Genomic DNA, 21,730 nt, shown 5'->3' on the forward strand with positions numbered 1-21,730 from the left:
TCATCGCCAGGGTACGTGAGGCGTGTTTAGCGATTCACTATTTTCGCCGGCAGGGCGATCACCAGGAAGCTGCTGATAATCAGGCAGCCTGCGAAAAACCACAGGGGCCCGGCGCTGCTGCCTGTGACGTCGATCGCAACCCCCATCAACGAGTTGCTCACCAGCCCTGCTATGTTTGCCAGCGAGCAGGCCAGGGCAAAACCGGTGGCCGCTGCGGTGCCTTTAAGAAAGGTCGCCGGCAGGCTGAAGAACACCGGCACGGCGCCGATGATCGCCGCCGAGGCAATGGCAAACAGGGCCACGGTGGCGACCACGTTATGGGTGAAAAAGGTGCTGCTGGCCATGGCCACGGCGCCCACCAAAAACGGCACTATGATGTGCCAGCGGCGTTCGCGGTGTTTATCGGAGCTGGCGCCGATCAGCAGCATGCCCAACAGCGCGGCGACGCTTGGCAGGGCCGTGAGGATGCCAATGTGGAAGGTGTCGGTAACCCCGGCGTTGCGGATAAAGGTAGGCATCCAGAAACCCATGGCATAGGCGCTGAGCAGGATCGAGAAGTCGATACCGCCGAGCATCCACACTTTGAGGTTGAAGAAACCGTCGCGCAAGCTGTGCTTGCTGCTGGCACTGTCGGCATCGTCTTTGCGCAACTCGCTTTCCAGCAGGGATTTTTCTTCCGGTGACAGCCATTTGGCTTGCTGATAGGTGTTAGGCAGAGCCCAGAAAGTCAGCACGCCGAGTAATACGCTGGGCACCGCTTCGATCAGGAACAGCCACTGCCAGCCGCGCAGGCCGCCCACGTGGTCGAAGTGGCCCATGATCCAGCCAGACAACGGCCCGCCAATCACGCTGGACAGCGGCAGGCCGATCATGAACAGGGCAATGACCCGCCCGCGGCGATAGGTGGGAAACCAGGTGGTCAGGTAGTACAGAACCCCCGGCAGGAACCCGGCTTCGGCGGCGCCGAGCAAAAAACGCAGGATATAGAACTGGGTGGTGGAGGTGACCAGCATGGTGCAGGCTGAGAGCAGGCCCCAAGTGATCATGATCCGTGCTATCCAGATCTTCGCGCCGACCTTTTCCAGCACCAGGTTGCTGGGCACTTCAAAGATGATATAGCCAACAAAGAACAGGCCGGCGCCCAGGCCGAAGGCGGTTTCGCTGAACTGCAACTGGTCGAGCATTTGCAGTTTGGCGAAGCCTATATTAATCCGGTCCAGGTAGGCGGCCAGATAGCAGAAGCACAGGAAGGGAATCAGCTTCCAGGTGATCTTGTGGTAAAGCGCGTGGATCGGGTCGGCCATTGGGTGTTTCCTGGCGGTGACTTATGGTTTTTATAACACCGCTTTTTTCAGCACTTCGGGGTGCTGTAGACGCGACGTCCAAAGGCAGTGTCAGAAGACTGAGATGCTGCAGGTATTTGGCAGTCATTTGTGGCGAGGGAGCTTGCTCCCGTTGGGTCGCGAAGTAACCCCGGAAGGCCTGCCACGTTCTGGAATTAGAGCACGAGCCTGATCGGCTTGCTGGGTACGGATGCCGGTCTTCTTGCTCACCATCAATGGCGTCTGCTGCTCGGCGTGAAGGCCCGGAATATAGCATGGGCATTATTCCGTCACCGACAGGCTCTGTCATAAAAACGCCATGGCACTGGGGGTTGGATTCGAAAGAGACTACTTTGATGGCTTCCAATAAATAGAGTATCCATGGATGAAATACCAACCCTTTACCCGAGTATTGATAGCGACTTCCCTGGTCCTGACGTTCAGCGGTGTACACGCGGCGTCCCAGGCCCCGGTGGGCGGCGAAAATGGCATGGTGGTCACGGCCCAGCACCTGGCCACCCACGTCGGCGTCGACGTACTAAAGGACGGTGGCAACGCAGTGGATGCAGCGGTCGCCGTGGGTTACGCGCTGGCGGTGGTCTACCCGGCGGCCGGTAACCTGGGCGGTGGCGGTTTCATGACCGTGCAACTGGCGGACGGGCGCAAGACCTTCCTCGACTTCCGCGAAAAAGCGCCGCTGGCGGCCACGGCGGATATGTACCTGGATAAAGACGGTAACGTTGTCCCCAACCTGAGTTCCAAGGGCCACCTGGCGGTCGGTGTGCCTGGCACCGTGTCAGGCATGGAGTTGGCACTAAGCAAGTACGGCACGATGAAGCGCGCCCAGGTCATTGCTCCGGCCATCACCCTGGCGGAAAACGGCTTTGCCCTGGAGCAGGGTGATATCGACCTGCTGCACACGGCCACCGATGAGTTCAAGAAAGACCAGGACATGCGCGGGATCTTCCTGCACGGCGGCGAGCCAATGCAGGTTGGCCAGAAACTGGTGCAAAAAGACCTGGCGAAAACCCTGCGGGAAATCTCCGCCAACGGCGCCGACGGCTTCTACAAAGGCTGGGTGGCCAAGGCGCTTGTCGATTCCAGCCAATCCGGCAAAGGCATTATCACCCAAGCCGATCTGGACAAGTACAAGACCCGCGAACTGGCGCCCATCGAGTGTGACTACCGTGGTTATCACGTGGTCTCGGCACCGCCTCCGAGCTCCGGTGGCGTGGTGATCTGCGAGATCATGAACATTCTCGAAGGCTATCCGATGGCGGAGCTGGGCTACCACTCGGCCCAGGGTCTGCATTACCAGATCGAAGCGATGCGTCACGCCTACGTCGACCGCAACAGCTACCTGGGCGACCCGGACTTCGTCGAAAACCCTGTCGCCCATCTGCTGGACAAAAACTACGCTGCCAAACTGCGTGCCGCCATCGACCCGCAAAAGGCCGGCATCTCCCAAGACATCAAGCCTGGGGTTTCTCCCCATGAAGGCAACAACACCACGCACTACTCCATCGTCGACCAGTGGGGTAACGCAGTGTCGGTGACCTACACCCTCAACGACTGGTTCGGCGCCGGCGTCATGGCCAGCAAGACCGGGGTGATCCTCAACGACGAAATGGACGACTTCACCTCCAAGATAGGGGTGCCGAACATGTACGGCCTGGTCCAGGGCGAAGCCAATGCCATCGCGCCGGGCAAGACGCCGTTGTCGTCCATGAGCCCGACCATCGTCACCAAGGATGGCAAGGCCGTCATGGTGGTCGGCACCCCCGGTGGCAGTCGCATCATCACTGCAACGTTACTGACCATCCTCAACGTCATCGACTACAAGATGAACATCCAGGAAGCCGTCGATGCACCGCGCTTCCACCAGCAGTGGTTGCCCGAGGAAACCAACATCGAGACGTTCGCCTTGAGCCCCGACACCCAGAAGATTCTCGAAAGCTGGGGCCACAAGTTTGCCGGCCCTCAGGATGCCAACCATTTGGCGGCGATCTTGGTGGGCGCACCGTCCCTGGGTGGCAAGCCGGTGGGCAAAAACCGCTTCTACGGGGCTAATGACCCACGGCGTAACACCGGGCTGTCCCTGGGTTATTAAGGCCTTCTTGTGGAGCGGGTAAGCTCGCTCCACAGCGGCTACACTTTGCCCGGAACAAGAATATTTTTTGAAATCAAGGGGTTGCAAGCCCCAGCAAATGAGTACATAATTGCGCCCATCGAATGCACTGACGAATAAAAAACGTCAATGTTTTCAATGATATAGAGTAGAGGCAAGCTTCACATAGCCCACTCAAGTTTGTATGCGGTGAGTGCCAGCGGTTTTGGCATTGATCGTTTGAGGCCGAGTAGCAAAATGGTTATGCAGTGGATTGCAAATCCACCTACGCCGGTTCGATTCCGACCTCGGCCTCCACTCTTAGAAACCCCGTAGATCAATGATCTACGGGGTTTTTTATTACCTGCGATTTGGGAGGTGTTCCGCAACTAACCGTCACTTTGTCGGCTTTACAATCTCGCCGACACGGCGATAAACCTTCTTCGTCATCTCCTGAGTCGAGTGGCCCAGCAGGCGACTATCATCAATTTCGCTGGCAGCCTTCGGTCGTATATCGCGGAACTGGAATTGCCTGATGGTTGCCGAGAGAGTTGTGTGGCCTTCATTCGCAGCCTTCGCCGCCGCTTTCTCCCTGGCTTCATCCCAGCGATTGCGCAGCATCGGATAGCTCATTTTCAGTCCAGCCTGATTAGTGATCAGGCTCGAGCTTTTGATTCCCGCCATCGCCTTGCGCTCCAGCAGCGCGTCAAGGAAGGCACTGAGTGCGGACGCATCAACCCCATGTCCGAAACGGATGACCTCGACATCACGCTCGATGACGACGGTGCGGTCACCGTTAGGTGGAAGGCCCAGGCAGGCGAGGACTCGCCCATAGGAGTCGCTGATTTTGAGGAAGAGGCAGAGCCTGCGCCTTTCTGATGAGCAACAAAAAGCCCGCTCAGTGACGAGCTACGGATTCAGATCGGGAAGGGCGGATACAAAAAGCCCGGCGCTGGGCCGGGCTCTCTCTTTCAATGGTGCTCAGTTCATCAGCGGTGCTTGTTCTTGTGTTTGTGCTTGTTTTTGCCATTGTAGTTCTTGCCACCAGACCGGTGCTTGCTGTCGTCGTCGGCAAGGTTATTACCTACTGCACCGCCAGCCGCGCCGCCAAGACCGGCGCCTATAGTAGATCCCGTAGTGCCTCCGAGACGATTCCCGATGAGTGAGCCGCCAGCTGACCCGATCCCGCCACCGATCGCTGCTTCAGTTTTGTTGCCTCTTGGCGCTCCAACCGCGCTACCAGCAGCACCGCCTACGCCAGCCCCCACGGCAGCACCAGTGGACCCGCCTAACTGTTGACCAACAATGTTGCCCAGCGCGCCACCAACACCACCTCCGAGAGCGGCGGTTCCATCTCCAGCAGCCATTGCTCCCTGCGTAATCAAGATACCCAAGGCAAGGGCGGGCAGTGTCATTCTCATTTCATGAACCTCAACAGGTCGTTAACGGGGCATTCACGGGTGAAACTACGCCCAGTAATTTAGATCAAGCGTGATTATTAAAGTTCTGTGGTGGCAACTGATGTCGGATGACTAGTTGTAACAAGCTATTTTACATGAGTCGCCCTAATTCGGCGTTTTTACTCATGGCGAATCGCGCCGAAGGAAGAAGGGCCCGCTCAGGTTCGGCGGGCTACGGATTCAGATCGAGGAGGGCAGAAACAAGGAGTCAATTGGCGGCGAAGGTCCTCAATGATCCTGTCCTTTGCGCGGATATCACTTGAAGATCGCGCACCGCTATATACATCACTGACAGCGCGCCGGATCTCTCACGTAGACTTTTCATCGTTTCGTCACGCTGCGCGAAAGCTTCGCCGTACATCTGCACCAGACCGAGTATGTCCTCTCTGGCTTTACGCAGTTGACCACCCAGTAGACTCATGAAAGTATCCGCCACTATTGAGCCACTACCCACCGCCAAGGAACGGAAATCCAGGAATGAAAACCGCCACCCTTACTTGGACCCTGGTCGCAATCACTCTGAGCGCCGTCCTGCAAACCGCCCAAGCGGCATCGGAGCTGATTGGCAAGCGCGTCGTGAACACCTATGACGTCACACTCTATCTGGATCCGGAAAAGGGCCTGGCCTACGCGATGAAGGATTGGAAGTTCCTGCGCTACAGCTACAACGATCGCAAGCCGAAAATCAGCTATGCGATGGACCGCGTAGAAGCCGACCCTCAGTCAACGCCCGAGGAACCAGTGGTGATTCAGATGGAAAGCAAAACCTACCCCGCCGAACTGAGTGAGGAGGAGCACTGCTACGCGGCCTTCACCGAAGTCCTGGGCCGACTGCTCTACTATGCTGCGTCGGCCAAAAATCTGGATGACAAGCAGTATTTCCACCTGGCCAACGTGATCACCCTGGACAAACACAAGAAGCCTGGCCCACCCGGCGTGATTACCTGCACGATCCCCGACCACGGCTCGACCTCAATGTACGCACGGGGCCAAGTCAGCGTTAAGTAACTGAGTCCCGAAAGGCGATGTGCGATTAGGCTTGAACGATGTGGAAGGTGCCGTGCATTGGGATGGGTTGTGTTCGGTCGGCATGGACGCCGAGGGAGGGGTAAAAACAGTTCCGCAATCAAGAGCTCCCACGGCCCGCTTGGGCTGTACGCTCATTAAAGTTAGCTAGTTGCGGAGCGGTAGTGGTGATGACCTATTGAAATAGCTTGTTTTGTTGGTGAATTGCAAATCTGCCTACGCCGGTTCGATACCGACCTCGGCCTCCACTCTTAAAGCTCCGTAGATCAATGATCTACGGGGTTTTTTATTACCTGCGATTTGGCTGGCTGGCGCTTCGTGTCGATGGTGCAGGAAGATGGCGAGCAAATCGGGCGGCGCAAAGACTGTGCCGGCCTTCTCGCTGATTAGCTTAGCTTTGCATTCTCGTGCGCAGTTCTGCCAAGTCTTTGGCCGGGATCACATAAGTCTTCGCAAGCATGTCTCCAACCCGCTGGCATCGTGCAGACTGGGCGTAAATGAAGACTGTGATGATTCCCAGAGGGGCCTCTATGTGCCGAGCGATGCCTCTGATGAATGCCTGAACAAAAGTAGGTGGACCGCCTGCACCGTTGATGACTATCAGCCCAAAGACGTATTTTCCCGGTGTCCGGCCCTGAAAGGCCCATTCACATAACGGGTAGAGGAATACATAGACAAAAATTAGCTCGAAGCCGACGAAGGGCAGATTGTCCTGGGTGTAAAGCCACAGTCCTATCAGGACGATTGCACCATAGTCGATAACGTAAGCGCCGATACGCCATACCAGTAAAGAAGTTCTGGAGACCTCCATTTGTCGCTCCGTGCGTTTTGGCTTGTCGGTTGGCAAGCATACCGTGCAGTGAAGGCAAGCCGCGTACAAAACGCGCAAGTGTATCTCTCTATCTCGCACCAGCTGTATGGGGCGCACATCCGTGGAACACACTACTGTCATGGCTACAATAATTTGTCCGGGTCACGTTCTCATGCTCATGTCCTCAAGCCTGCTCTCGGCATTCGCGCTGTTCGCCTTTGTGTCTTCGATTACGCCGGGCCCCAATAACACCATGCTGCTGGCATCCGGGGTGAACTTTGGCTTCCGCCGCTCGATCCCCCATGCGCTGGGGATCAGTATCGGGTTTATGGTGTTGGTGATATCGGTCGGGTTGGGGCTTGGCGAGGTGTTCAAGGCGCTGCCCTGGGCTTACAGGCTGTTGCGCTATGTAGGGGCTGCGTACTTGCTGTACCTGGCCTGGAAAATTGCGACTTCCAGCCCGCTATCCGATGACACCGATAACGGCCGTAAACCCATGACGTTTCTCGGTGCGGCGGTGTTCCAGTGGGTCAATCCCAAGGCCTGGGTCATGGCGTTGGGTGCAATCACCACCTATACGCCCGCTGAAGGCTACGTCACTAACGTCTTGGTCATCGCTCTTGTATTTGCCGTGGTCAACCTGCCCAGTGTCTGCGTTTGGGCCGGGTGCGGCAGTGGGTTGCGCAACGTGTTACGCAACCCGCGCTGGTTAAGGGTGTTCAACTTTTCGATGGCAGGATTGTTGGTGCTTTCTTTGTATCCGATGTTTTTTGCGGGTTAAAAAGTTAGAGACCGGAATATAAAATTTCGAACTACTTGTTGTTGGGCCGCGATGCGGTCAAACAGGTCATGGACAAGTAGACGCAGAAGACCACGGACATCGACGCATGGAGTCTGTCAGCGTTTCCACTGACGATTGAAGGCTGTGGATTCAGATTGGTGAAATGGTGGCGAGTAGGCCAATGCCGACGGTCAACGCTAAAAAACCCAATAGAAAAAATGCCATCTTAGCCATGAGGCCTCCGAAAAGAAGGGGCGGCAGGACGATTCCTGCCGGGCTCCACGGGCGTGTCGGGAGCGACCCATTGTGGGCGTAGGGCGCGTTTCGGTACAGATGCAGATGATGAAGAAAAAAGCGTATCAGAGGGCGGTATCGAGATGAATGCCCAGGGCTGTCATTTTCGGCAGCCGGCATGGCCCTCGGCCTAGACACAAAGGTGCTGTGCGATCTGCTCCACCGGATCACGGAGAAGAGGTAGATCACTGATCTGTTGAGCTTTTTTTCTGCGATAGCCCATTCGAGTGGTCTGAAAAAGACAGCGCCAGAACTTGCGTCAAGGGGGCTGGATCTATATATTCCCTAGCCTGCTGCAGGGCTCAAGTGCCACTTTGATAGTTCAGAGCTTCTTGAGTCGCTTCACCGCGCTACCGCCCGAATGGCGAAACTGGTAGACGCATGGGACTTAAAATCCCCCGCCTGTAAAGGCGTCCCGGTTCGATTCCGGGTTCGGGCACCATTTTCGATTCTCAAGGGTTCTCAATCCTTCTCAAAAAGCCCCGCAGGCTCTGGCCTAGCGGGGCTTTTTCGACCTCGCTTCATGGCGATTTCGTGGCTTTGTCAGCCGGGCATCACTGCTAGCTCTCCGATCTGTCAGTCAGATGTTTTTTGGGGAGGGAGGGGATCGATGAGAAAAAGCGACCGCCGCAGCTCTGGGGAGGTTATGCAGCGGTCGTAAAGGCGAATCAAAGGAGCACTTAATGTGCGCGAGCGAATGTAATGAAATATTAGATAGCTTGCTACCTATTCTTTGGTCTGGGTTGCCTGTACCCGGAAAGCCAAAAAGCAAAGCCCCGAAGGTTCGCGACTTCGGGGCTTCTATATTCGGCGCCAGCAGGTCTGGAGCCTTGCTAACTGCTACTACGATGGCCGCTCAAGTTTTCTTCGCAGTCCTGAGCCTCTGCAAAGCCTTCGTTGTCAATGCAATACATTTTGCTTGATCGCTATCGTCCTTGGCGTCTTGGGCATCCATTCGTAAACTCTGTACTTCCCCGAGCAACGGTTGAGGCATAACGGATATGGATGCTTTGAGGTCGCGAAGTTTTTGCAAGTTTGCATCGCAAAGATTCATGCTTTCGGCTGAGACAGCGGATCCTGCTATCAACGCTGTGCAGGCGAATACGAGTACTTTTCTCATTGGGCGATTCTCCTAAAGGAACTAAAATACACGCTTAACAATTTTCAATATCAGCCTAGACCATCGTTGACGGGGCGCCATTTTAATTGGCGGTCGGCAGGACCCCGGGGAGTTAGGGATAGCTGTTTTCGTTGTCAGGTCCAAGCACGGAGCGGATTGCCCGCCCGTGCCTTTTGCCTCACTGATTACGCGTTACCCGCCACACCGTGTTTGCGAGGTCGTCCGCGATGATAAGGGCGCCGCGTGGGTCGACGGTTACACCGACCGGCCGGCCGCGGGTTTTGCCGTCTTCGCCACGGAAGCCGGTTGCGAAGTCGATCGCCTCACCGGCCGGACGCCCGTTGCTGAACGGCACGAAGATCACCTTGTAGCCCACCGGATCAGGGCGGTTCCAGCTACCGTGCTCACCCACGAAGACGCCCTCGGCAAACTTCGCTCCCATGGCCGGGACGGAGAAGTCGACGCCAAGCGCCGCTACGTGCGCGCCCAGGCTGTAATCCGGCTTGATTGCAGCGGCCACTTTCTCCGGTTTCTGCGGCTGCGCGCGCGAGTCGACGTTTTGCCCCCAATAGCTATAGGGCCAGCCGTAGAACCCGCCTTCGCGAACCGAGGTCAGGTAGTCTGGCACCAGGTCTGGCCCCAGCTCGTCGCGCTCGTTGACTACCGCCCACAACTGCCCGGAATCAGGCTGAATCGTCAACGCTGTCGGATTCCGCAGGCCGGTTGCGTACGGCTTGTGGGCGCCTGTCCGGGCATCGACCTGCCACACCTGAGCCCGATCAACCTCAGCGTCCATGCCGCGCTCGGTGATATTGCTGTTGGAACCGATGGCAACATACAGCTGACGACCATCGGGGCTGATGGCCAGGGCCTTGGTCCAGTGGTGGTTTATCTGCGAAGGCAAATCGAGGATTTTTACCGGTGCGGCGCTGGCCTTGGTTTGGCCGTTTTCGTACGCGAAGCGCACGATTGCATCCTGGTTGGCCACGTACAAATTGCCATCCGCGTAGGCCAGGCCGTAAGGCGCGTTAAGGTTTTCGGCAAACACCGTCTGCAGCTCGTAGATGCCATCACCGTTGGCATCACGCAGCAACGTTAGGCGGTTGCCACCTTTGACCTTGGTGTTGCCCTGCGCCTTGATGTAACCGGCGATCACATCTTTGGGTTTGAGCTTGGCGGCGCTGCCACCACGCCCTTCTGCGACGAGAATGTCGCCATTGGGTAGTACTAGGGTCTGACGCGGAATCCCCAGATCGGTGGCAATCGCCGTGATGCTGAAGCCCTGCGGCACAGTTGGCTTTCGATCACCCCATTCCGCAGGCTCGGCAATCTTCATCGTGGGCACGAGACCGCGATGCTGTTCCGGCAGTTTAGGATTGGGGCCGAGAGATAGATCGCCGTTTCTTTCGCTGTCGCAGGCACTCAACAGCAATGCCAGGCTAATGGTCGTCAATGCGCTGGAATACTTCACTTCACATCTCCTGAACGCAGATTGGTAAGACCTACCCAGGCTGCAACGATAGCGAGCAAGGTGACAATGACTGAAAGAACCAAGCCTGTGGGCATGACTGCAAAGGCATCTTTGGCATGCTCAAAAGCATTTATTAGGCCTAGCACCCAGCTCACTAACAACAGAAGAAAATACACCAAAGGCCGGCCACTCTTGTGCTTGGCCTGGAACAGATTGGCCAGTGCGAACAGTAGAGCAAACCCAAAGAACACCAAGCCCCCAGCGATTAGCCAGGCCGCGAAATTGCTCCACTGAATCTGGAAGGTCTCGAAATAGGCGATGTCACTCAGCAAGGCTCCGAGGAATAGAGGGATAGCCCCAGCAAGAAAAATTGCATGTAGAGGGGTTGGCGTACATCGATAGGCGGAGGGAGTGGTAACGGTCACGGCAGGCTCCTTATGGGTCGGCGACCTTACACTGTAGCATCAGCGCGGATGCAAAGAGCCATCAGACTTGCGCTTAAAGGATTGTGAGGCTAGGGATGCCATGAAGAAGACTTCCAAGTCTGGAGAAGTACCTGTCCGATACTAACGCGGCGGCTGAGGTCCGATGAAGCAGATGCCCTTTGCTGATGCCGAATATGCCGGTAAACGTCAGCAGCCCCGCCGCGAGCGCCCCTTGATCAAGATGGATTAGGTCGTGTTCTGGAAGGGTTTGCCATGCCCTGACACCGGGGGGTCATCACAACGGTTGTGTGCCCAAGCTGATCTCTGGCTTGCAGAATATCTCCGCTTGATTCCGCCTTATCGGTACCAGCCTTTGCGCGCAGGTCCCGCATCTGAAAATCTGCCTTTTTTACGCCGGCAGCTTCCCTCGCAGCATCTGTCCTTGTGGTTCATCTGTATTCGTCAATACTCATGCCTCCCGCTGATTGCGCGACGGGCGCGGGGTGAGTGTTGGCGGATAGATGCTGGGGAAGGGGACGGTCTTCATTCTGGCTTTGGATTTGGCTTTTTAGCCTTTTGGCTTGCTGTATTTCACATACGAATCATTGAGCCGATTCATGGTCTTACTTAGGGTGAACGCTCTCCGAATCAAATTCTCGGGCAGTGACAACCATTGTATTGGCTGTGACCCTTGCTTTAAGGATGACAAATGAAGCGTGCAGTAATGATTTTCTTGGCGGTATCAAGCTTTATCCTGCTTGGCGGCTGCGGGCATCACCGTGACGGAGGAGAAAGGTACGATCGAGGCCATAATCAGGATCGTGGATATGACCGAGGGCATGATGATCGCGGGAATGACCGTGGATACGATCGTCGTGACAATGATCAGCGCGATGATCGCAATCGCAATCGCGGCCGGGATCGTGACGATAGAGACAACTGACCCTTCTGGCTTGCCCTTCAGGGCGGGTTAATGCCTGCTCTGATCTCGCCTTCAGCTTCTGCGCAAACTACAGGCGCGGCAGAACGGCCTGCGAGTGCCAGGCGGCGTGCTCCATGCCTCACCACTCAGTCAGGCAACTCAACCTTGGTCCTTGTTATACGCCCGACCTTGACCTCATCCGCAAACGTCGCAAGCCGATCTGCATCCTCGTAGAGTTTCGCAATCAGCTTCAGGGCGGCTATTACCTCATCCCCCTCGCAACCCTTGGTGAGGTTGAGCACTTCGCTTGCAGCTTGCTCAAGGCTAAATCCTATCTCTTTGAGTTCGCGGCGCAGGTCTTGGTTTTTTTTGGTGAGGGGCATAGGGGACTCCTACAGTTTTCGAGTGTTCCAGACCAGCAATACTCGAGCTTGGATATGCACCCGCTCAAGCAGATCGCCTTCGATCAAGATCGCTGGGTATACGGGTTGTCTGAGATCATTCGCAATGAGCCGCCGGTCATGCGCTCATGCAGTCGCCATCACCAACAATGATCGCGATGTTCTCAATTTTTAAGTACGACAGCCCCTGCATTTTCAGACAATCAAGGTGGACAGTTATGCCTCTGATCACCTCGACATAGTCGGCTGGCGGCGTCGAATCGTATTCCCATAGGTAATACAGCTACAAGTGCCAATGGCATTTACTTTTAAAAATGCCATAGGTGATATTTCTGTATGAAGAACCACGCAGATCGCTCCTATGAATATGCCCGCCGCAGTGCTTCACCCGCATTGATGCAGGGTGTTCAAACGCTGCGGCATCAGTGATTAACCGTCGTTCAATCCAGATCGCTGGCTTGATGCCGTTCCGCTACCTGGCTCGTTTCTTCGCCCCAGGTCCGGTTGACTCGCTGTCCACGGATGACGGCCGGTCGATTGGCGATCTCCTCGGCCCAGCGTTGCACATGGGTGTATTGATCCACGCAAAGAAATTCGCCGGCCCCATACAGGTCGCCCCGTACCAGCAGGCCGTACCAAGGCCAGATTGCTATGTCGGCGATGGTGTAGCTGTCGCCGGCAATGTATGGACTCTCGCTGAGACGCTGGTCGAGAACATCCAGCTGGCGTTTCGTCTCCATGGTGAACCGATTGATCGGGTATTCGAGCTTCTCCGGTGCGTAGGCATAGAAATGCCCGAACCCGCCGCCCAGGTAGGGCGCTGAGCCCATTTGCCAGAAAAGCCAGTTCAGCGTTTGCGTGCGCCCGGCTGGATCAGCGGGCAGGAATTGGCCGAATTTTTCCGCCAGGTAAAGCAGGATTGAGCCGGATTCAAACACCCGAATCGCGGGTTCCACGCTACGGTCCAGCAGCGCCGGGATTTTCGAGTTGGGGTTGATCTCGACGAAGCCACTGGAAAACTGGTCCCCTTCGTTGATGCGTATGAGCCACGCGTCGTACTCGGCGTCGAGATGCCCCAATAACAGCAACTCCTCAAGCAATATCGTTACCTTCGCGCCATTGGGTGTGCCCAAGGAATAGAGCTGCAACGGGTGCTTGCCGATGGGCAGTGCTTTTTCGTGGGTTGCTCCCGCTGTTGGCCGATTGATGTTGGCAAACTGGCCTCCCGACGGCACGGCGTGCTGCCAGACCTTGGGGGGCACGTAAGATGTTTTGTTCATAGGGTGAAATCTCCTGGTTCAGGCGCTGTGATCACAACGCTCTGCGCGCCGCCGATGATGGCGTGATTGTATTCGCCAGTGATGGCAGCTCAGGCTTGGGCGAGGCTGCAAGCCATGAGCACCGTCGGGATCGCGGCGAGGTCGGTACTGAAAGGTATCTCTGCCTGGGCTTCAAAGCCCCGGCGCTCATAGAGACGCTGGGCGCTGATATTGGTCTTGAGCACTTCAAGCCACAGCAGTCGCTCTTGACGGTTTTGCGCAAGCTGCCAAATGAACTGCAGAAGGTGCTTGCCGTAGCCCTTGCCGGCCTGGGATTGAGCAAAGTAGATTTTTTGCAGTTCGGCGCCGATCTTGTCGCTGCCAGGCATCGTTTTGGCCCAGTTCACTTTGGCAAAACCTACGGCGCTGTCGTGTTCGTCGAAGGCCAGAAACCAGCCATGCCGGTCAGGTGACTCAAGGGTTTGTCGCAGGGCCTGAATGGCGAAGTCTTTGTCCAGAAACGCCTGCATGCCCGCCGGACTCCAGATCGTCGAGAAGTGCTCTGTATAGGTCTGGATGCCGATATCGCGCAGTAGGGGAATATCGTTGATAGTCGCTTCTTTAATCCAGATCATCTTGCTATCTCCATGAGTGAGCTGCGCGACGTTAAGAAAAGTTAACCGGTGCGACGTTCGGTAGGTTGCATCACCTCACCCAGGTGTATGGTCGTTCAGGCAACGCCTGGATTATCTCGGATTGAGGGAGGTGACTATGAGCGCTCCAATGCTGAACAAGATGCATCTTAACGGCTATGAAATCGTCCGGGTCAATAGTGGCCCCTGGCGGGTGTGTACCAGGGATGACCGTTTGGCGTCCTTTGGCTCCCGCGAGCAGGCGCTGGCTTATGCGGCGGCGCTGCCGGGGTACAAGGCGCGTCCAAGGCCTGCGTCAGGCAACGATTAAACCACAGTAAAACCCATCATCAGCCTCGGCACTCCCGGGGCTTTTTTGTGCGAGTTGATCCTGGACTAGGCGACGAGAAGATTTTTGGCGGATCATTCGCGCACTGTTAGCTCCTTTTTGATAGGAAACCCCGATGTCCCTGGCTACGTTGTTTGTCTTCGTCATGATGAGCGCGGCAATTATCGCGATTCCTGGCCCGACGGTGTTGTTGGCGCTGCAGAACGGGTCGCGCCATGGTTTGAAGGCGGCAATCTGGGGCATGGCGGGCGCGGTGCTTGCCGATGCGCTGCTGGTCACGGCGGTGGCGTGTGGGCTGGGGTTGCTGCTGGCGGCCAGCGAAGGGTTGTTTCAAACACTGAAATGGATGGGGTCGGCGTATCTGATCTGGCTGGGCTGGCAGATGCTGCGCGCCCCGCAATCGGCGTTGCCGGTGGTGGGCGAGGGCGATGAGCCGGGCGCTCACTCGGCAATCATTTTCACCCGCAGTTTCCTGGTGGCGATTTCCAATCCCAAGGCCCTGTTGTTCATGTCGGCCTTCCTGCCGCAGTTTGTCGACAGCGCTCAGCCCCAATTGCCGCAGTACGCCTGCCTATTGCTGGTGCTGTGTGTGCTGAACGTTAGCACCATGACGTTTTATGCCGTGTGCGGGGCGCGCCTGTTGAGTCGCTTGCGGCCCGCGCACTTGCAGCGTTTCAATCGGGGCGCCGGTGGCTTGTTGATGACGATGGGCGTGTTGCTGGCAGCCTATCGTCGTGCCCCTGCGCCATGATCTACACGAATGGCTGCCCGCGGAAACCCCGCGGTAGGCGTTGTAGCCCTGGCAGATCCGTCAAGCGTTGAGTCCAGGCGCTGCGCCAGTCATTTGCGGCCGGGTTGGCCCTGGATTTGCGCGCGACACGGCGAGCGGCGTTGCGTTGGGTGCGGCGGGCTTCCTTGTAGGCTTCGGTGTTGCGGCAGGTGCGGCATTTAACCCGGTTCAGCTCGATGCTGGACGTGAGATTGTTACCGTGATGGCCGCAAGCCAGATGCCCAGCGACCTTGAAGTGAGTGACCATGAAAGCGTCTCCTTCTTTGAGGGTACGCGGCATCTGCAATCTGTTGATGCACGCGGTCAGGGTGCGGCATTGATAAACACTGCACTCTTGTTTTTTCGACCGCTGGCGCGGCGTGACGTTCGCCCTTGACCCCAAATGTGCCTGGCGCGGTCTTCCGGCGACCTGTTCAAGGCCCCGACGTAGACGCTACCCTGCGCGCAACCCAATCATAAAAAGGAATGCGTGATGAGCGTCGATACGATCTCTTGGGAAGGCGGCTGTCGCTGCGGGCAGGTACGTTTTACCGTCAGCTTGAAGCCGGTTATTACCATGGCTTGCCATTGCACCAGCTGCCAGAAAATGTCCTCCAGCGCGTTTTCCCTGAGCGCCCTCGTTCCTGCTGACGGTTTTTCGCTCACCCAGGGCGAGCCCGTGATCGGTGGACTCCATGGCGAAGCCCGCCACTATTTCTGCCCGCACTGCATGAGCTGGTTATTCACCCGTCCCCAGGGGATAGATGACTTGATCAACCTGCGGGCGACCATGCTGGATGACGCCAGCGGCTACGTGCCCTTCATGGAAACCTGGACCAGCGAGAAGTTGCCGTGGGCGTCCACCCCAGCGGTCCGAAGCTTTGCGCAGCTTCCCGAGCCTGATGAGTTTCCTCGCCTGCTACAGGCCTACGCAGAGCACTGTGCAGCCTGATCCTAATCGAGGAGGCCTACCAGGTCGGTATCGCCGATGTCCTGGCCGGCTTGTGAGAGCAGGGTGCTTACCTGGCCTCGGTGATGGGTCTGGTGGTTGAAGAAGTGGCTGATCAGGCTGTAGAAATTCTTTTCGGCCGTAATGCCCGCCATGTTGCGGTAGTGCAGGTGCTGGTCCAGATCTGGTTCGCTGATGGCGTTCGCCCAATCAATAATGATCCCGTCGAGCCAGGCGCGATGGGCCGACAGTTCGCGGATATTGGCAAATGTCACCTGATCCAGTCGTTGCGGGACATCCAGTGTGTTCAGCGGCGCCAGGGCGGTGTAGTCGGCCGGGTGCAGGGCAAAGCGCTTGAGCCAGACGGTATCCCCCAGCGCCAAGTGGTTCAGCGTGCCGAAGATGGAGCCGAAGAAGGCACCTCGGTCAGCCAGCAGATCGTCGTCGCTCAGGCGGCTGGCCGCCTCGTAGACCTTGCGGTTCATCCACTGGTTATAGGTCGCCATCAGGGCAACATGTTGGGTGCGAGTCATGCAGGTTTTCCTGGGTGGCGTGCGCTGAATGTGGCGAGGCCATGATAAGGCGGCCGAGGGGATGGGCGCTACAGAACAGGGCCTGCCGGGCGGTCATGGCATTATGTCCAAGGCGGGCTATTGTTGCTTGTCTGGAATATAGCCCGAAGGAGGGCATCACCATGAACACCGGCAATCTACTGGAACAGCTGTTGCGAGCAGGCCAAGCCTCGATGCCCCAGCAGGGCAGTTCGGCGGCACCCCAGGGCGGTGCTGGCGGCCTCGGCGGGTTGGGTGGTTTGCTCGGCGGTTTGCTGCGTGGAACCGGTTCTGGCGGTGGCGGTGGCGTTGGCGGTGCCGCGTCGGGCGGCGGCCTGGGGGATTTGCTTGGCGGCCTGGGTGGAATGCTCGGTGGCGCACGGGCTGGCGGTGCGACTCAGGGGCGTTCCGGCGGCACCAACTATACGGCCCTGGCCTCGCTGGGGATGATGGCTTTTCAGGCGTATCAGACCTGGCAACGGCAGCAGGCGTCTGCGCCGCAGCAGGCGTTGCAGACCGTTGATCAACTGTCCGAGTCCCAGGTCGAGGAGCACAGTCACGCGGTCCTGCGGGCCCTGATCGCGGCGGCCAAGGCCGACGGCCGGATCGATGATCAGGAGAAACAGAGGATTTTAGCCGAAGTCGGTCTCCATACCGATGACCCGCAATTGCAGCAATGGCTGGATGCCGAGGTCGCCCGGCCATTGGATGCGGCAGATTTTGCCGAGTTTGCCCAGGACCCTGCCGTGGCTGCCGAGGTTTACCTGGCCAGTGTCCTGCTGGTGGACGACCAGCAGGACGCGGAGCGCAGCTACCTGGACGAACTGGCGAGCCAACTGCAGATTGACCCCGCGTTGCAGGTGCACCTGGAGCAGCAGGCCAAGGGACAGGTTTAACGGTGTGTGGGGCGGCGAGGGCGTACGGTTTCAAAACCGCACCGTAGCCCCCGTCGTTAGCCACTGGTCTCGATCCCCAATCAGGCTGCGCCCAACCACCAGGTCCACATCGACATCCCTCCCGATATGCACCCGAGGCCCGGCTTGCCAAGCCTGCTCGCCGCGCTGCTGGCCATAACGCTCGCCGATCAGGGTCAGCGAGTCTGCCAAGCTGTATTCAAACCCTGTGCCCCAGGTCAGACGATGATTCTGCTCACCCTCATCATGGGCGTGGGCCCAGCCGGCATTGACGTTCAGTCGCAAGGCGCCCAGCAGTTGCCAGGTAAGCGGGAGGCTCAAGTCAGCACCGTCGAAGGTATGTCGGCGATCCACGGCAAAATGCGCCGCAGCGGACAACGCGACCTCAATGCCCAGCTCTTGCCGTGACCACAGCTGCGCCTTGAGCTGCGGGCTGACCTGGGTTTGCGTATTGCTATCGTCGACGGCCGCGCCCCATTGCAGCCACGGCACCGCACCGGACGTGCAGGCAGCAGACAGGGTTGCGTTGTGAGTCGATGAATCATGGCGATGGCGGGTAAACCAGCCATCAACGTTGCATTCGCCGGGGGCATTGATCGCGCCATCGTCGACCTTATAGGCACCGCCGGCGGCGAAGGCCTTGGCGAACAGGCTCACCACCAGAAGGCTGCCCAGGGTCGTGCCGACAAAAATCAGGTTGCGCCGCAAGGCCCATTGTCGGGAGGGCGGCAGGTGCTGGAAGGTGGCGTTGGCTTGTTGGCGTTGCCTGGTTCGGTATTTGGCAAAACCATCAGGGCGCAGCGGCGTGTTTTTGTGCATGGGTTCATGCTCCAGATAGGTAACTCAGTTTTCAACGGTAAGCACATGAATGCCGCAGTCCTTGGCCCGACTGACCAGCTCAGACGTGTCTTCGCCACCAGGCAGGGCGATGACGACATCGGGCCGGCTGTCCGCCAGCATGAACTGGTTGCGATGGCGCTCTGCCTGCTTGCCGTGCCGTTGCCAGTTAGGCGGATAACGCACCACATCGACGCTCGTTTCCCGAGCCCAGTCTTCCACTTCGCTGCCCAAATACTGGCTGCCTCCGTGGATCAAAACGTGCACAGGGTGCAGGCGGTGATAGGCGTCCAGCACTTGGCGAGACATTTTTGTATCGGCGTAATGACGACCTGCACAGATCAAGACGCGCATGGTGATGTTCCTTGTGTAGAGCCTGCGCAGGCGGTGGTCATCCAGGGATAACCACCGCGTCCAGGGCAGGTTTTGATCAGTACCACTGCTTGAAGCGGCGGATGTAGATCGTCTTCATCAGTTGCGCCACGCAGCAGTAGCTGAGCAAGGTGCCCACCAGCCATGGGAAGTACGACAGCGGCAACGGCTCCAAGCCCACCAGGGTGCCCAGGGGTGAGAACGGCACATAGATCCCCAGCGCAATGACGATGCAGGTCATCATGATCACCGGCCAGGCGGCGGTGCTTTGGAAGAACGGGATTTTGCGGGTGCGCAACATGTGCACCACGAGGGTTTGCGACAGCAGCCCTTCGATAAACCAGCCGGACTGGAACAGCGTCTGCATTTCCACGCTGTTGGCCGAGAACACGTACCACATCAGGGCAAAGGTGGTGATGTCGAAGATCGACGAGGTCGGCCCGATCCAGATCATGAAGCGCCCGATGTTTTTCGCATCCCACTTGCGTGGTTTGGCCAGGTATTCCTTGTCCATCTTGTCCCAGGGCAGGGCCAACTGGGAGATGTCGTACATCAGGTTTTGCAGCAGCAAGTGGATCGCCAGCATCGGCATGAACGGAATGAACGCACTGGCCACCAGCACCGAGAACACGTTGCCGAAGTTGGAGCTGGCCGTCATGTTCAGGTACTTCATGATATTGCCGAAGGTCTCACGGCCCGTGAGCACGCCTTCTTCCAGCACCATCAGACTCTTTTCCAGAAGGATGATGTCGGCCGATTCCTTGGCAATGTCGGTGCCGCTGTCCACCGAGATACCGACGTCGGCATCGCGCAGCGCTGGTGCATCGTTGATGCCGTCGCCGAGAAAGCCCACAGTGTGGCCGTTGGACTGCAAGGCCTTGAGCACCCGGGATTTCTGCAGCGGGGTCAGTTTGGCGAAAATCGTACGCTCCTCGACCCGCAGCTTGAGAGTGGCGTCATCCATGGCCTCGATTTCCACGCCCAGCAGCGGTTCGCCTGGCTCCAGCCCCACCTGGCGGCAGATGGTGCGAGTGACTACGGGGTTGTCGCCGGTGAGCACTTTCACCGCCACGCCGATTTCCCGTAGCGCGGCGATGGCCGGGCCGGCGGTTTCTTTCGGTGGATCGAGGAACGTCAGGAAGCCACGCATCACCAGGTTGCGTTCATCGGTGGTGGTGTATTGGTTGCGTGCCAGGGCCTTGGGGATGTTGCGGGTTGCGACTACAAGCACCCGGAAACCATCCTCGTTGTAGTCGTTGGCGATGGCCAGCAACTCTTCGCGGCGGCGGTCATCCAGGACGACGGCAGCGTCACCTTCCATCACATGGGTAGAGATGCTAAGCATCTCCTCGACAGCGCCCTTGCACACCAACAGGTGGTCGTCGTGGCTGTCCTTGACCACGATGGACAGGCGCCGGCGCACGAAGTCGAAGGGCAGTTCGTCGACCTTGCTGTAGGCAAACGGCACCTGGAACTTGGGATTGTGCTCCGAGAATTGCACCACCGCCTGGTCCATCAGGTTCTTCATGCCGCTTTGGTGATGGCTGTTGAGCCAGGCCAGGGACAGCACCGCATCATCACGCTGGCCGCTGGCGTTGACGTGGTGCTCGAGGATGATTTTGTCCTGGGTCAGGGTGCCGGTCTTGTCGGTGCACAGCACGTCCATCGAGCCGAAGTTCTGGATCGCGTTCAGGCGCTTGACCACCACTTTACGCTTGGCCATGGCGTTGGCGCCCTTGGCCAGGTTGGCGCTGACGATCATCGGCAGCATTTCCGGGGTCAGGCCCACCGCAACGGCCAGGGCAAACATGAAGGCATCGCCCCAGTCGCCCTTGGAGAAGCCGTTGAGGAAGAACACGATGGGCACCATCACCAGCATGAAGCGAATCAACAGCCAGCTGACGCTGTTCACCCCCCGGTCAAACGCGGTCTGTGCCCTGGAGCCGACAATCGCCTTGGCCAACGAGCCGAAATAGGTGCGTGGCCCGGTCGCTACCACCACCGCCCGCGCTCGGCCGCTGACCACGTTGGTGCCCATGAAGCAGATGTTCGGCAAGTCCAGCAGGTTGCTCTGGTCTGCCACCTTGGAGGTGGCGGATTTTTGCGTGACATCTCCCAGGGTGTCGTATTTTTCCACCGGCAAGGCTTCGCCGGTCAGCACTGCCTGGCTGATAAACAGGTCACGGGATTCAATCAGGCGGATGTCCGCCGGGATCATGTCGCCGGCCGACAGTTGCACGATATCGCCGGCCACCAGGTCGCGCATCGGCACTTCCCGCAGGGTTGGTTGGGCGCCGACTTGCTCACGCCGCAGCACGGTGGCGGTGGTGCGGACCATGGCCTTCAAGGCCTCGGCGGATTTTGCCGAGCGGTGTTCCTGCCAGAAACGCAGCAGGCTGCTGAGCATGACCATCGTCATGATAATGATGACCTTGGTCAGGTCGACTTCTTCACCAGCCTGCAGCGGGAGCCAGTAATCGGTGACGAAGCTGATGCCGGCCAAGGTCAACAGGACGTAGATGAACGGGTTGTTCAGTGCCTGGAGAAACTGCACGAAGGCGTGAGGTGGCTTGTCATGGGCTACCTCGTTGTAGCCTTCCCGTTGCAGGCGAGCGCTGGCGTCCAGTTCGGTCAGGCCGTCCTTGGTCGCCCTGACGTTGGCGAGGGTGGTCGAGAGGCCGTTTTGAGCTTCACGGGCAGCACGCATCGACAGTTTGGTGTCGTTACCCGTGCTGTTTTTGTTCGGCAATGGTGTGTTTTTTATTGCGCTCATTGGATGTACTCCTGTCGCCAATTTTTCGACAAAACATACCCGGTACTTACCTGATGACAGGCGAGCGAAAGCATGCCGAGTCGCTGACTTCGCGATCGGTTTAAATAAAGTGTTGGGCAACTTTCTACAGGCCCGCTATAAGGTCGTTAGTTAACTAACGCGCAGCGGGCTACTACTGGCTTCGT

The 21,730-nt window shown here is 57.8% G+C and carries 24 protein-coding genes, 2 tRNA genes and 2 pseudogenes; 10 read left to right on the forward strand and 18 right to left on the reverse strand.

All coding sequences use genetic code 11. The features are described 5' to 3' along the window. Positions 1-26 precede the first annotated feature (26 nt). Entirely contained in the window at positions 27-1,304 is a 1,278-nt protein-coding gene (locus AAEZ06_RS03100) for an MFS transporter (RefSeq protein ID WP_350612787.1), read from the reverse strand. Between the two features lie 403 nt (positions 1,305-1,707). Between AAEZ06_RS03100 and ggt the strand changes: the two genes are divergently transcribed. Both ggt and AAEZ06_RS03110 read left to right on the forward strand, forming a co-directional pair. Further along, a complete protein-coding gene (gene ggt / locus AAEZ06_RS03105; RefSeq protein WP_149414495.1) occupies positions 1,708-3,432 on the forward strand; it encodes a gamma-glutamyltransferase in 1,725 nt (574 codons plus the stop codon). 241 nt (positions 3,433-3,673) lie between these two features. Beyond that, positions 3,674-3,747: transfer RNA gene (locus AAEZ06_RS03110), tRNA-Cys, on the forward strand. Between the two features lie 78 nt (positions 3,748-3,825). Here the strand turns inward: AAEZ06_RS03110 and AAEZ06_RS03115 are convergent. The 3 genes from AAEZ06_RS03115 to AAEZ06_RS03125 form a co-directional block, all read right to left on the reverse strand. Further along, positions 3,826-4,113 carry a site-specific integrase gene (locus tag AAEZ06_RS03115; RefSeq protein ID WP_350612789.1) on the reverse strand — a complete coding sequence of 96 codons (288 nt, stop codon included), beginning with the start codon at positions 4,111-4,113 and terminating at the stop codon, positions 3,826-3,828. 305 nt (positions 4,114-4,418) lie between these two features. After that, complete coding sequence (locus tag AAEZ06_RS03120; RefSeq protein ID WP_133102728.1) at positions 4,419-4,850, reverse strand: glycine zipper domain-containing protein; 432 nt, start codon at positions 4,848-4,850, stop codon at positions 4,419-4,421. A 247-nt stretch (positions 4,851-5,097) separates the two neighbouring features. Next, positions 5,098-5,310 (reverse strand): hypothetical protein, encoded by a 213-nt coding sequence (locus AAEZ06_RS03125; RefSeq protein WP_149414493.1) that lies wholly within the window; start codon positions 5,308-5,310, stop codon positions 5,098-5,100. A 56-nt stretch (positions 5,311-5,366) separates the two neighbouring features. Between AAEZ06_RS03125 and AAEZ06_RS03130 the strand changes: the two genes are divergently transcribed. Then, positions 5,367-5,897 carry a hypothetical protein gene (locus AAEZ06_RS03130; RefSeq protein WP_149414492.1) on the forward strand — a complete coding sequence of 177 codons (531 nt, stop codon included), beginning with the start codon at positions 5,367-5,369 and terminating at the stop codon, positions 5,895-5,897. A gap of 409 nt (positions 5,898-6,306) precedes the next feature. Here the strand turns inward: AAEZ06_RS03130 and AAEZ06_RS03135 are convergent, their stop codons facing one another. Then, positions 6,307-6,726, reverse strand: coding sequence for an RDD family protein (locus tag AAEZ06_RS03135; RefSeq protein WP_178114529.1), 420 nt, complete (start codon positions 6,724-6,726; stop codon positions 6,307-6,309). A gap of 172 nt (positions 6,727-6,898) precedes the next feature. Here AAEZ06_RS03135 and AAEZ06_RS03140 point away from each other — a divergent pair, with 172 nt between their 5' ends. Then, positions 6,899-7,507 carry a LysE family translocator gene (locus tag AAEZ06_RS03140; protein WP_149414490.1) on the forward strand — a complete coding sequence of 203 codons (609 nt, stop codon included), beginning with the start codon at positions 6,899-6,901 and terminating at the stop codon, positions 7,505-7,507. A gap of 649 nt (positions 7,508-8,156) precedes the next feature. Next, positions 8,157-8,243 (forward strand) — tRNA-Leu (locus tag AAEZ06_RS03145). Between the two features lie 414 nt (positions 8,244-8,657). On the opposite strand, the gene AAEZ06_RS03150 is transcribed toward AAEZ06_RS03145, so the two are convergent. The 4 genes and pseudogenes from AAEZ06_RS03150 to AAEZ06_RS03165 all read right to left on the reverse strand — a co-directional run. Further along, entirely contained in the window at positions 8,658-8,921 is a 264-nt protein-coding gene (locus tag AAEZ06_RS03150) for a PA2433 domain-containing protein (RefSeq protein WP_350612792.1), read from the reverse strand. Positions 8,922-9,099: 178 nt separating this feature from the next. Continuing rightward, complete coding sequence (locus AAEZ06_RS03155) at positions 9,100-10,392, reverse strand: PQQ-dependent sugar dehydrogenase (RefSeq protein WP_149414488.1); 1,293 nt, start codon at positions 10,390-10,392, stop codon at positions 9,100-9,102. Further along, the gene (locus tag AAEZ06_RS03160; protein WP_149414487.1) at positions 10,389-10,817 is read right to left on the reverse strand and encodes a DUF2231 domain-containing protein; all 429 of its coding nucleotides are present in this window, start codon (positions 10,815-10,817) and stop codon (positions 10,389-10,391) included. Before AAEZ06_RS03160 ends, AAEZ06_RS03155 begins: the two co-directional genes overlap by 4 nt. Positions 10,818-11,053: 236 nt before the next feature. Continuing rightward, positions 11,054-11,260, reverse strand: a pseudogene (locus AAEZ06_RS03165) (integrase); the annotation flags it as partial. 384 nt (positions 11,261-11,644) lie between these two features. On the opposite strand from AAEZ06_RS03165, the gene AAEZ06_RS03170 reads away from it, so the two are divergent. Then, the gene (locus tag AAEZ06_RS03170) at positions 11,645-11,791 is read left to right on the forward strand and encodes a hypothetical protein (protein WP_178114530.1); all 147 of its coding nucleotides are present in this window, start codon (positions 11,645-11,647) and stop codon (positions 11,789-11,791) included. A 94-nt stretch (positions 11,792-11,885) separates the two neighbouring features. Here the strand turns inward: AAEZ06_RS03170 and AAEZ06_RS03175 are convergent, their stop codons facing one another. The 4 genes and pseudogenes from AAEZ06_RS03175 to AAEZ06_RS03185 all read right to left on the reverse strand — a co-directional run bounded on the left by AAEZ06_RS03175 (position 11,886) and on the right by AAEZ06_RS03185 (position 14,034). Beyond that, positions 11,886-12,122, reverse strand: a complete 237-nt coding sequence (locus tag AAEZ06_RS03175) for a hypothetical protein (RefSeq protein ID WP_131427900.1) — start codon at positions 12,120-12,122, stop codon at positions 11,886-11,888. 9 nt (positions 12,123-12,131) lie between these two features. After that, positions 12,132-12,390: pseudogene (locus tag AAEZ06_RS28510) on the reverse strand (S24 family peptidase); the annotation flags it as partial. Between the two features lie 190 nt (positions 12,391-12,580). Then, entirely contained in the window at positions 12,581-13,420 is an 840-nt protein-coding gene (gene yghU / locus AAEZ06_RS03180; RefSeq protein ID WP_350612795.1) for a glutathione-dependent disulfide-bond oxidoreductase, read from the reverse strand. Between the two features lie 89 nt (positions 13,421-13,509). Continuing rightward, on the reverse strand, positions 13,510-14,034 hold the full coding sequence (locus AAEZ06_RS03185) for a GNAT family N-acetyltransferase (protein ID WP_350612797.1): 525 nt from the start codon (positions 14,032-14,034) through the stop codon (positions 13,510-13,512). A gap of 136 nt (positions 14,035-14,170) precedes the next feature. On the opposite strand from AAEZ06_RS03185, the gene AAEZ06_RS03190 reads away from it, so the two are divergent. Together AAEZ06_RS03190 and AAEZ06_RS03195 are read left to right on the forward strand one after the other, a co-directional pair. Then, a complete protein-coding gene (locus AAEZ06_RS03190) occupies positions 14,171-14,362 on the forward strand; it encodes a DUF2188 domain-containing protein (protein WP_149414484.1) in 192 nt (63 codons plus the stop codon). 133 nt (positions 14,363-14,495) lie between these two features. Next, complete coding sequence (locus AAEZ06_RS03195) at positions 14,496-15,131, forward strand: LysE family translocator (RefSeq protein WP_149414483.1); 636 nt, start codon at positions 14,496-14,498, stop codon at positions 15,129-15,131. Between the two features lies 1 nt (position 15,132). Here AAEZ06_RS03195 and AAEZ06_RS03200 read toward each other — a convergent pair whose 3' ends face one another. Beyond that, complete coding sequence (locus AAEZ06_RS03200) at positions 15,133-15,417, reverse strand: hypothetical protein (RefSeq protein WP_149414482.1); 285 nt, start codon at positions 15,415-15,417, stop codon at positions 15,133-15,135. 225 nt (positions 15,418-15,642) lie between these two features. Here AAEZ06_RS03200 and AAEZ06_RS03205 point away from each other — a divergent pair, with 225 nt between their 5' ends. Beyond that, positions 15,643-16,101, forward strand: coding sequence for a GFA family protein (locus AAEZ06_RS03205; protein ID WP_149414481.1), 459 nt, complete (start codon positions 15,643-15,645; stop codon positions 16,099-16,101). A gap of 2 nt (positions 16,102-16,103) precedes the next feature. On the opposite strand, the gene AAEZ06_RS03210 is transcribed toward AAEZ06_RS03205, so the two are convergent. Next, positions 16,104-16,631, reverse strand: coding sequence for a DinB family protein (locus AAEZ06_RS03210; RefSeq protein WP_149414480.1), 528 nt, complete (start codon positions 16,629-16,631; stop codon positions 16,104-16,106). A gap of 161 nt (positions 16,632-16,792) precedes the next feature. On the opposite strand from AAEZ06_RS03210, the gene AAEZ06_RS03215 reads away from it, so the two are divergent. Then, positions 16,793-17,545, forward strand: a complete 753-nt coding sequence (locus AAEZ06_RS03215) for a tellurite resistance TerB family protein (RefSeq protein WP_350612801.1) — start codon at positions 16,793-16,795, stop codon at positions 17,543-17,545. A 30-nt stretch (positions 17,546-17,575) separates the two neighbouring features. Here AAEZ06_RS03215 and AAEZ06_RS03220 read toward each other — a convergent pair whose 3' ends face one another. The 3 genes from AAEZ06_RS03220 to mgtA form a co-directional block, all read right to left on the reverse strand. After that, positions 17,576-18,382 (reverse strand): PA4824 family protein, encoded by an 807-nt coding sequence (locus AAEZ06_RS03220; RefSeq protein WP_149414478.1) that lies wholly within the window; start codon positions 18,380-18,382, stop codon positions 17,576-17,578. 24 nt (positions 18,383-18,406) lie between these two features. Then, positions 18,407-18,754 (reverse strand): DUF2493 domain-containing protein, encoded by a 348-nt coding sequence (locus AAEZ06_RS03225; RefSeq protein ID WP_149414477.1) that lies wholly within the window; start codon positions 18,752-18,754, stop codon positions 18,407-18,409. 76 nt (positions 18,755-18,830) lie between these two features. Beyond that, positions 18,831-21,545: a magnesium-translocating P-type ATPase gene (gene mgtA / locus AAEZ06_RS03230; RefSeq protein ID WP_350612804.1), complete on the reverse strand. Its 2,715-nt coding sequence runs from the start codon at positions 21,543-21,545 to the stop codon at positions 18,831-18,833. Between the last annotated feature and the right edge of the window lie 185 nt (positions 21,546-21,730).

It is taken from the genome of Pseudomonas sp. HY7a-MNA-CIBAN-0227, assembly GCF_040310325.1.
Classification (GTDB): Bacteria; Pseudomonadota; Gammaproteobacteria; order Pseudomonadales; family Pseudomonadaceae; genus Aquipseudomonas.

What these genes read in the sequence shown, in the direction of transcription:
- AAEZ06_RS03100 (WP_350612787.1), bottom strand. Translation starts at nt 1,304, where the DNA reads ATGGCCGACCCGATCCACGCGCTTTACCACAAGATCACCTGGAAGCTG.
- ggt (WP_149414495.1), top strand. Translation starts at nt 1,708, where the DNA reads ATGAAATACCAACCCTTTACCCGAGTATTGATAGCGACTTCCCTGGTC.
- AAEZ06_RS03115 (WP_350612789.1), bottom strand. Translation starts at nt 4,113, where the DNA reads ATGGCGGGAATCAAAAGCTCGAGCCTGATCACTAATCAGGCTGGACTG.
- AAEZ06_RS03120 (WP_133102728.1), bottom strand. Translation starts at nt 4,850, where the DNA reads ATGAGAATGACACTGCCCGCCCTTGCCTTGGGTATCTTGATTACGCAG.
- AAEZ06_RS03125 (WP_149414493.1), bottom strand. Translation starts at nt 5,310, where the DNA reads ATGAGTCTACTGGGTGGTCAACTGCGTAAAGCCAGAGAGGACATACTC.
- AAEZ06_RS03130 (WP_149414492.1), top strand. Translation starts at nt 5,367, where the DNA reads ATGAAAACCGCCACCCTTACTTGGACCCTGGTCGCAATCACTCTGAGC.
- AAEZ06_RS03135 (WP_178114529.1), bottom strand. Translation starts at nt 6,726, where the DNA reads ATGGAGGTCTCCAGAACTTCTTTACTGGTATGGCGTATCGGCGCTTAC.
- AAEZ06_RS03140 (WP_149414490.1), top strand. Translation starts at nt 6,899, where the DNA reads ATGCTCATGTCCTCAAGCCTGCTCTCGGCATTCGCGCTGTTCGCCTTT.
- AAEZ06_RS03150 (WP_350612792.1), bottom strand. Translation starts at nt 8,921, where the DNA reads ATGAGAAAAGTACTCGTATTCGCCTGCACAGCGTTGATAGCAGGATCC.
- AAEZ06_RS03170 (WP_178114530.1), top strand. Translation starts at nt 11,645, where the DNA reads ATGACCGAGGGCATGATGATCGCGGGAATGACCGTGGATACGATCGTC.
- AAEZ06_RS03175 (WP_131427900.1), bottom strand. Translation starts at nt 12,122, where the DNA reads ATGCCCCTCACCAAAAAAAACCAAGACCTGCGCCGCGAACTCAAAGAG.
- yghU (WP_350612795.1), bottom strand. Translation starts at nt 13,420, where the DNA reads ATGAACAAAACATCTTACGTGCCCCCCAAGGTCTGGCAGCACGCCGTG.
- AAEZ06_RS03185 (WP_350612797.1), bottom strand. Translation starts at nt 14,034, where the DNA reads ATGATCTGGATTAAAGAAGCGACTATCAACGATATTCCCCTACTGCGC.
- AAEZ06_RS03190 (WP_149414484.1), top strand. Translation starts at nt 14,171, where the DNA reads ATGAGCGCTCCAATGCTGAACAAGATGCATCTTAACGGCTATGAAATC.
- AAEZ06_RS03195 (WP_149414483.1), top strand. Translation starts at nt 14,496, where the DNA reads ATGTCCCTGGCTACGTTGTTTGTCTTCGTCATGATGAGCGCGGCAATT.
- AAEZ06_RS03200 (WP_149414482.1), bottom strand. Translation starts at nt 15,417, where the DNA reads ATGGTCACTCACTTCAAGGTCGCTGGGCATCTGGCTTGCGGCCATCAC.
- AAEZ06_RS03205 (WP_149414481.1), top strand. Translation starts at nt 15,643, where the DNA reads ATGAGCGTCGATACGATCTCTTGGGAAGGCGGCTGTCGCTGCGGGCAG.
- AAEZ06_RS03210 (WP_149414480.1), bottom strand. Translation starts at nt 16,631, where the DNA reads ATGACTCGCACCCAACATGTTGCCCTGATGGCGACCTATAACCAGTGG.
- AAEZ06_RS03215 (WP_350612801.1), top strand. Translation starts at nt 16,793, where the DNA reads ATGAACACCGGCAATCTACTGGAACAGCTGTTGCGAGCAGGCCAAGCC.
- AAEZ06_RS03220 (WP_149414478.1), bottom strand. Translation starts at nt 18,382, where the DNA reads ATGCACAAAAACACGCCGCTGCGCCCTGATGGTTTTGCCAAATACCGA.
- AAEZ06_RS03225 (WP_149414477.1), bottom strand. Translation starts at nt 18,754, where the DNA reads ATGCGCGTCTTGATCTGTGCAGGTCGTCATTACGCCGATACAAAAATG.
- mgtA (WP_350612804.1), bottom strand. Translation starts at nt 21,545, where the DNA reads ATGAGCGCAATAAAAAACACACCATTGCCGAACAAAAACAGCACGGGT.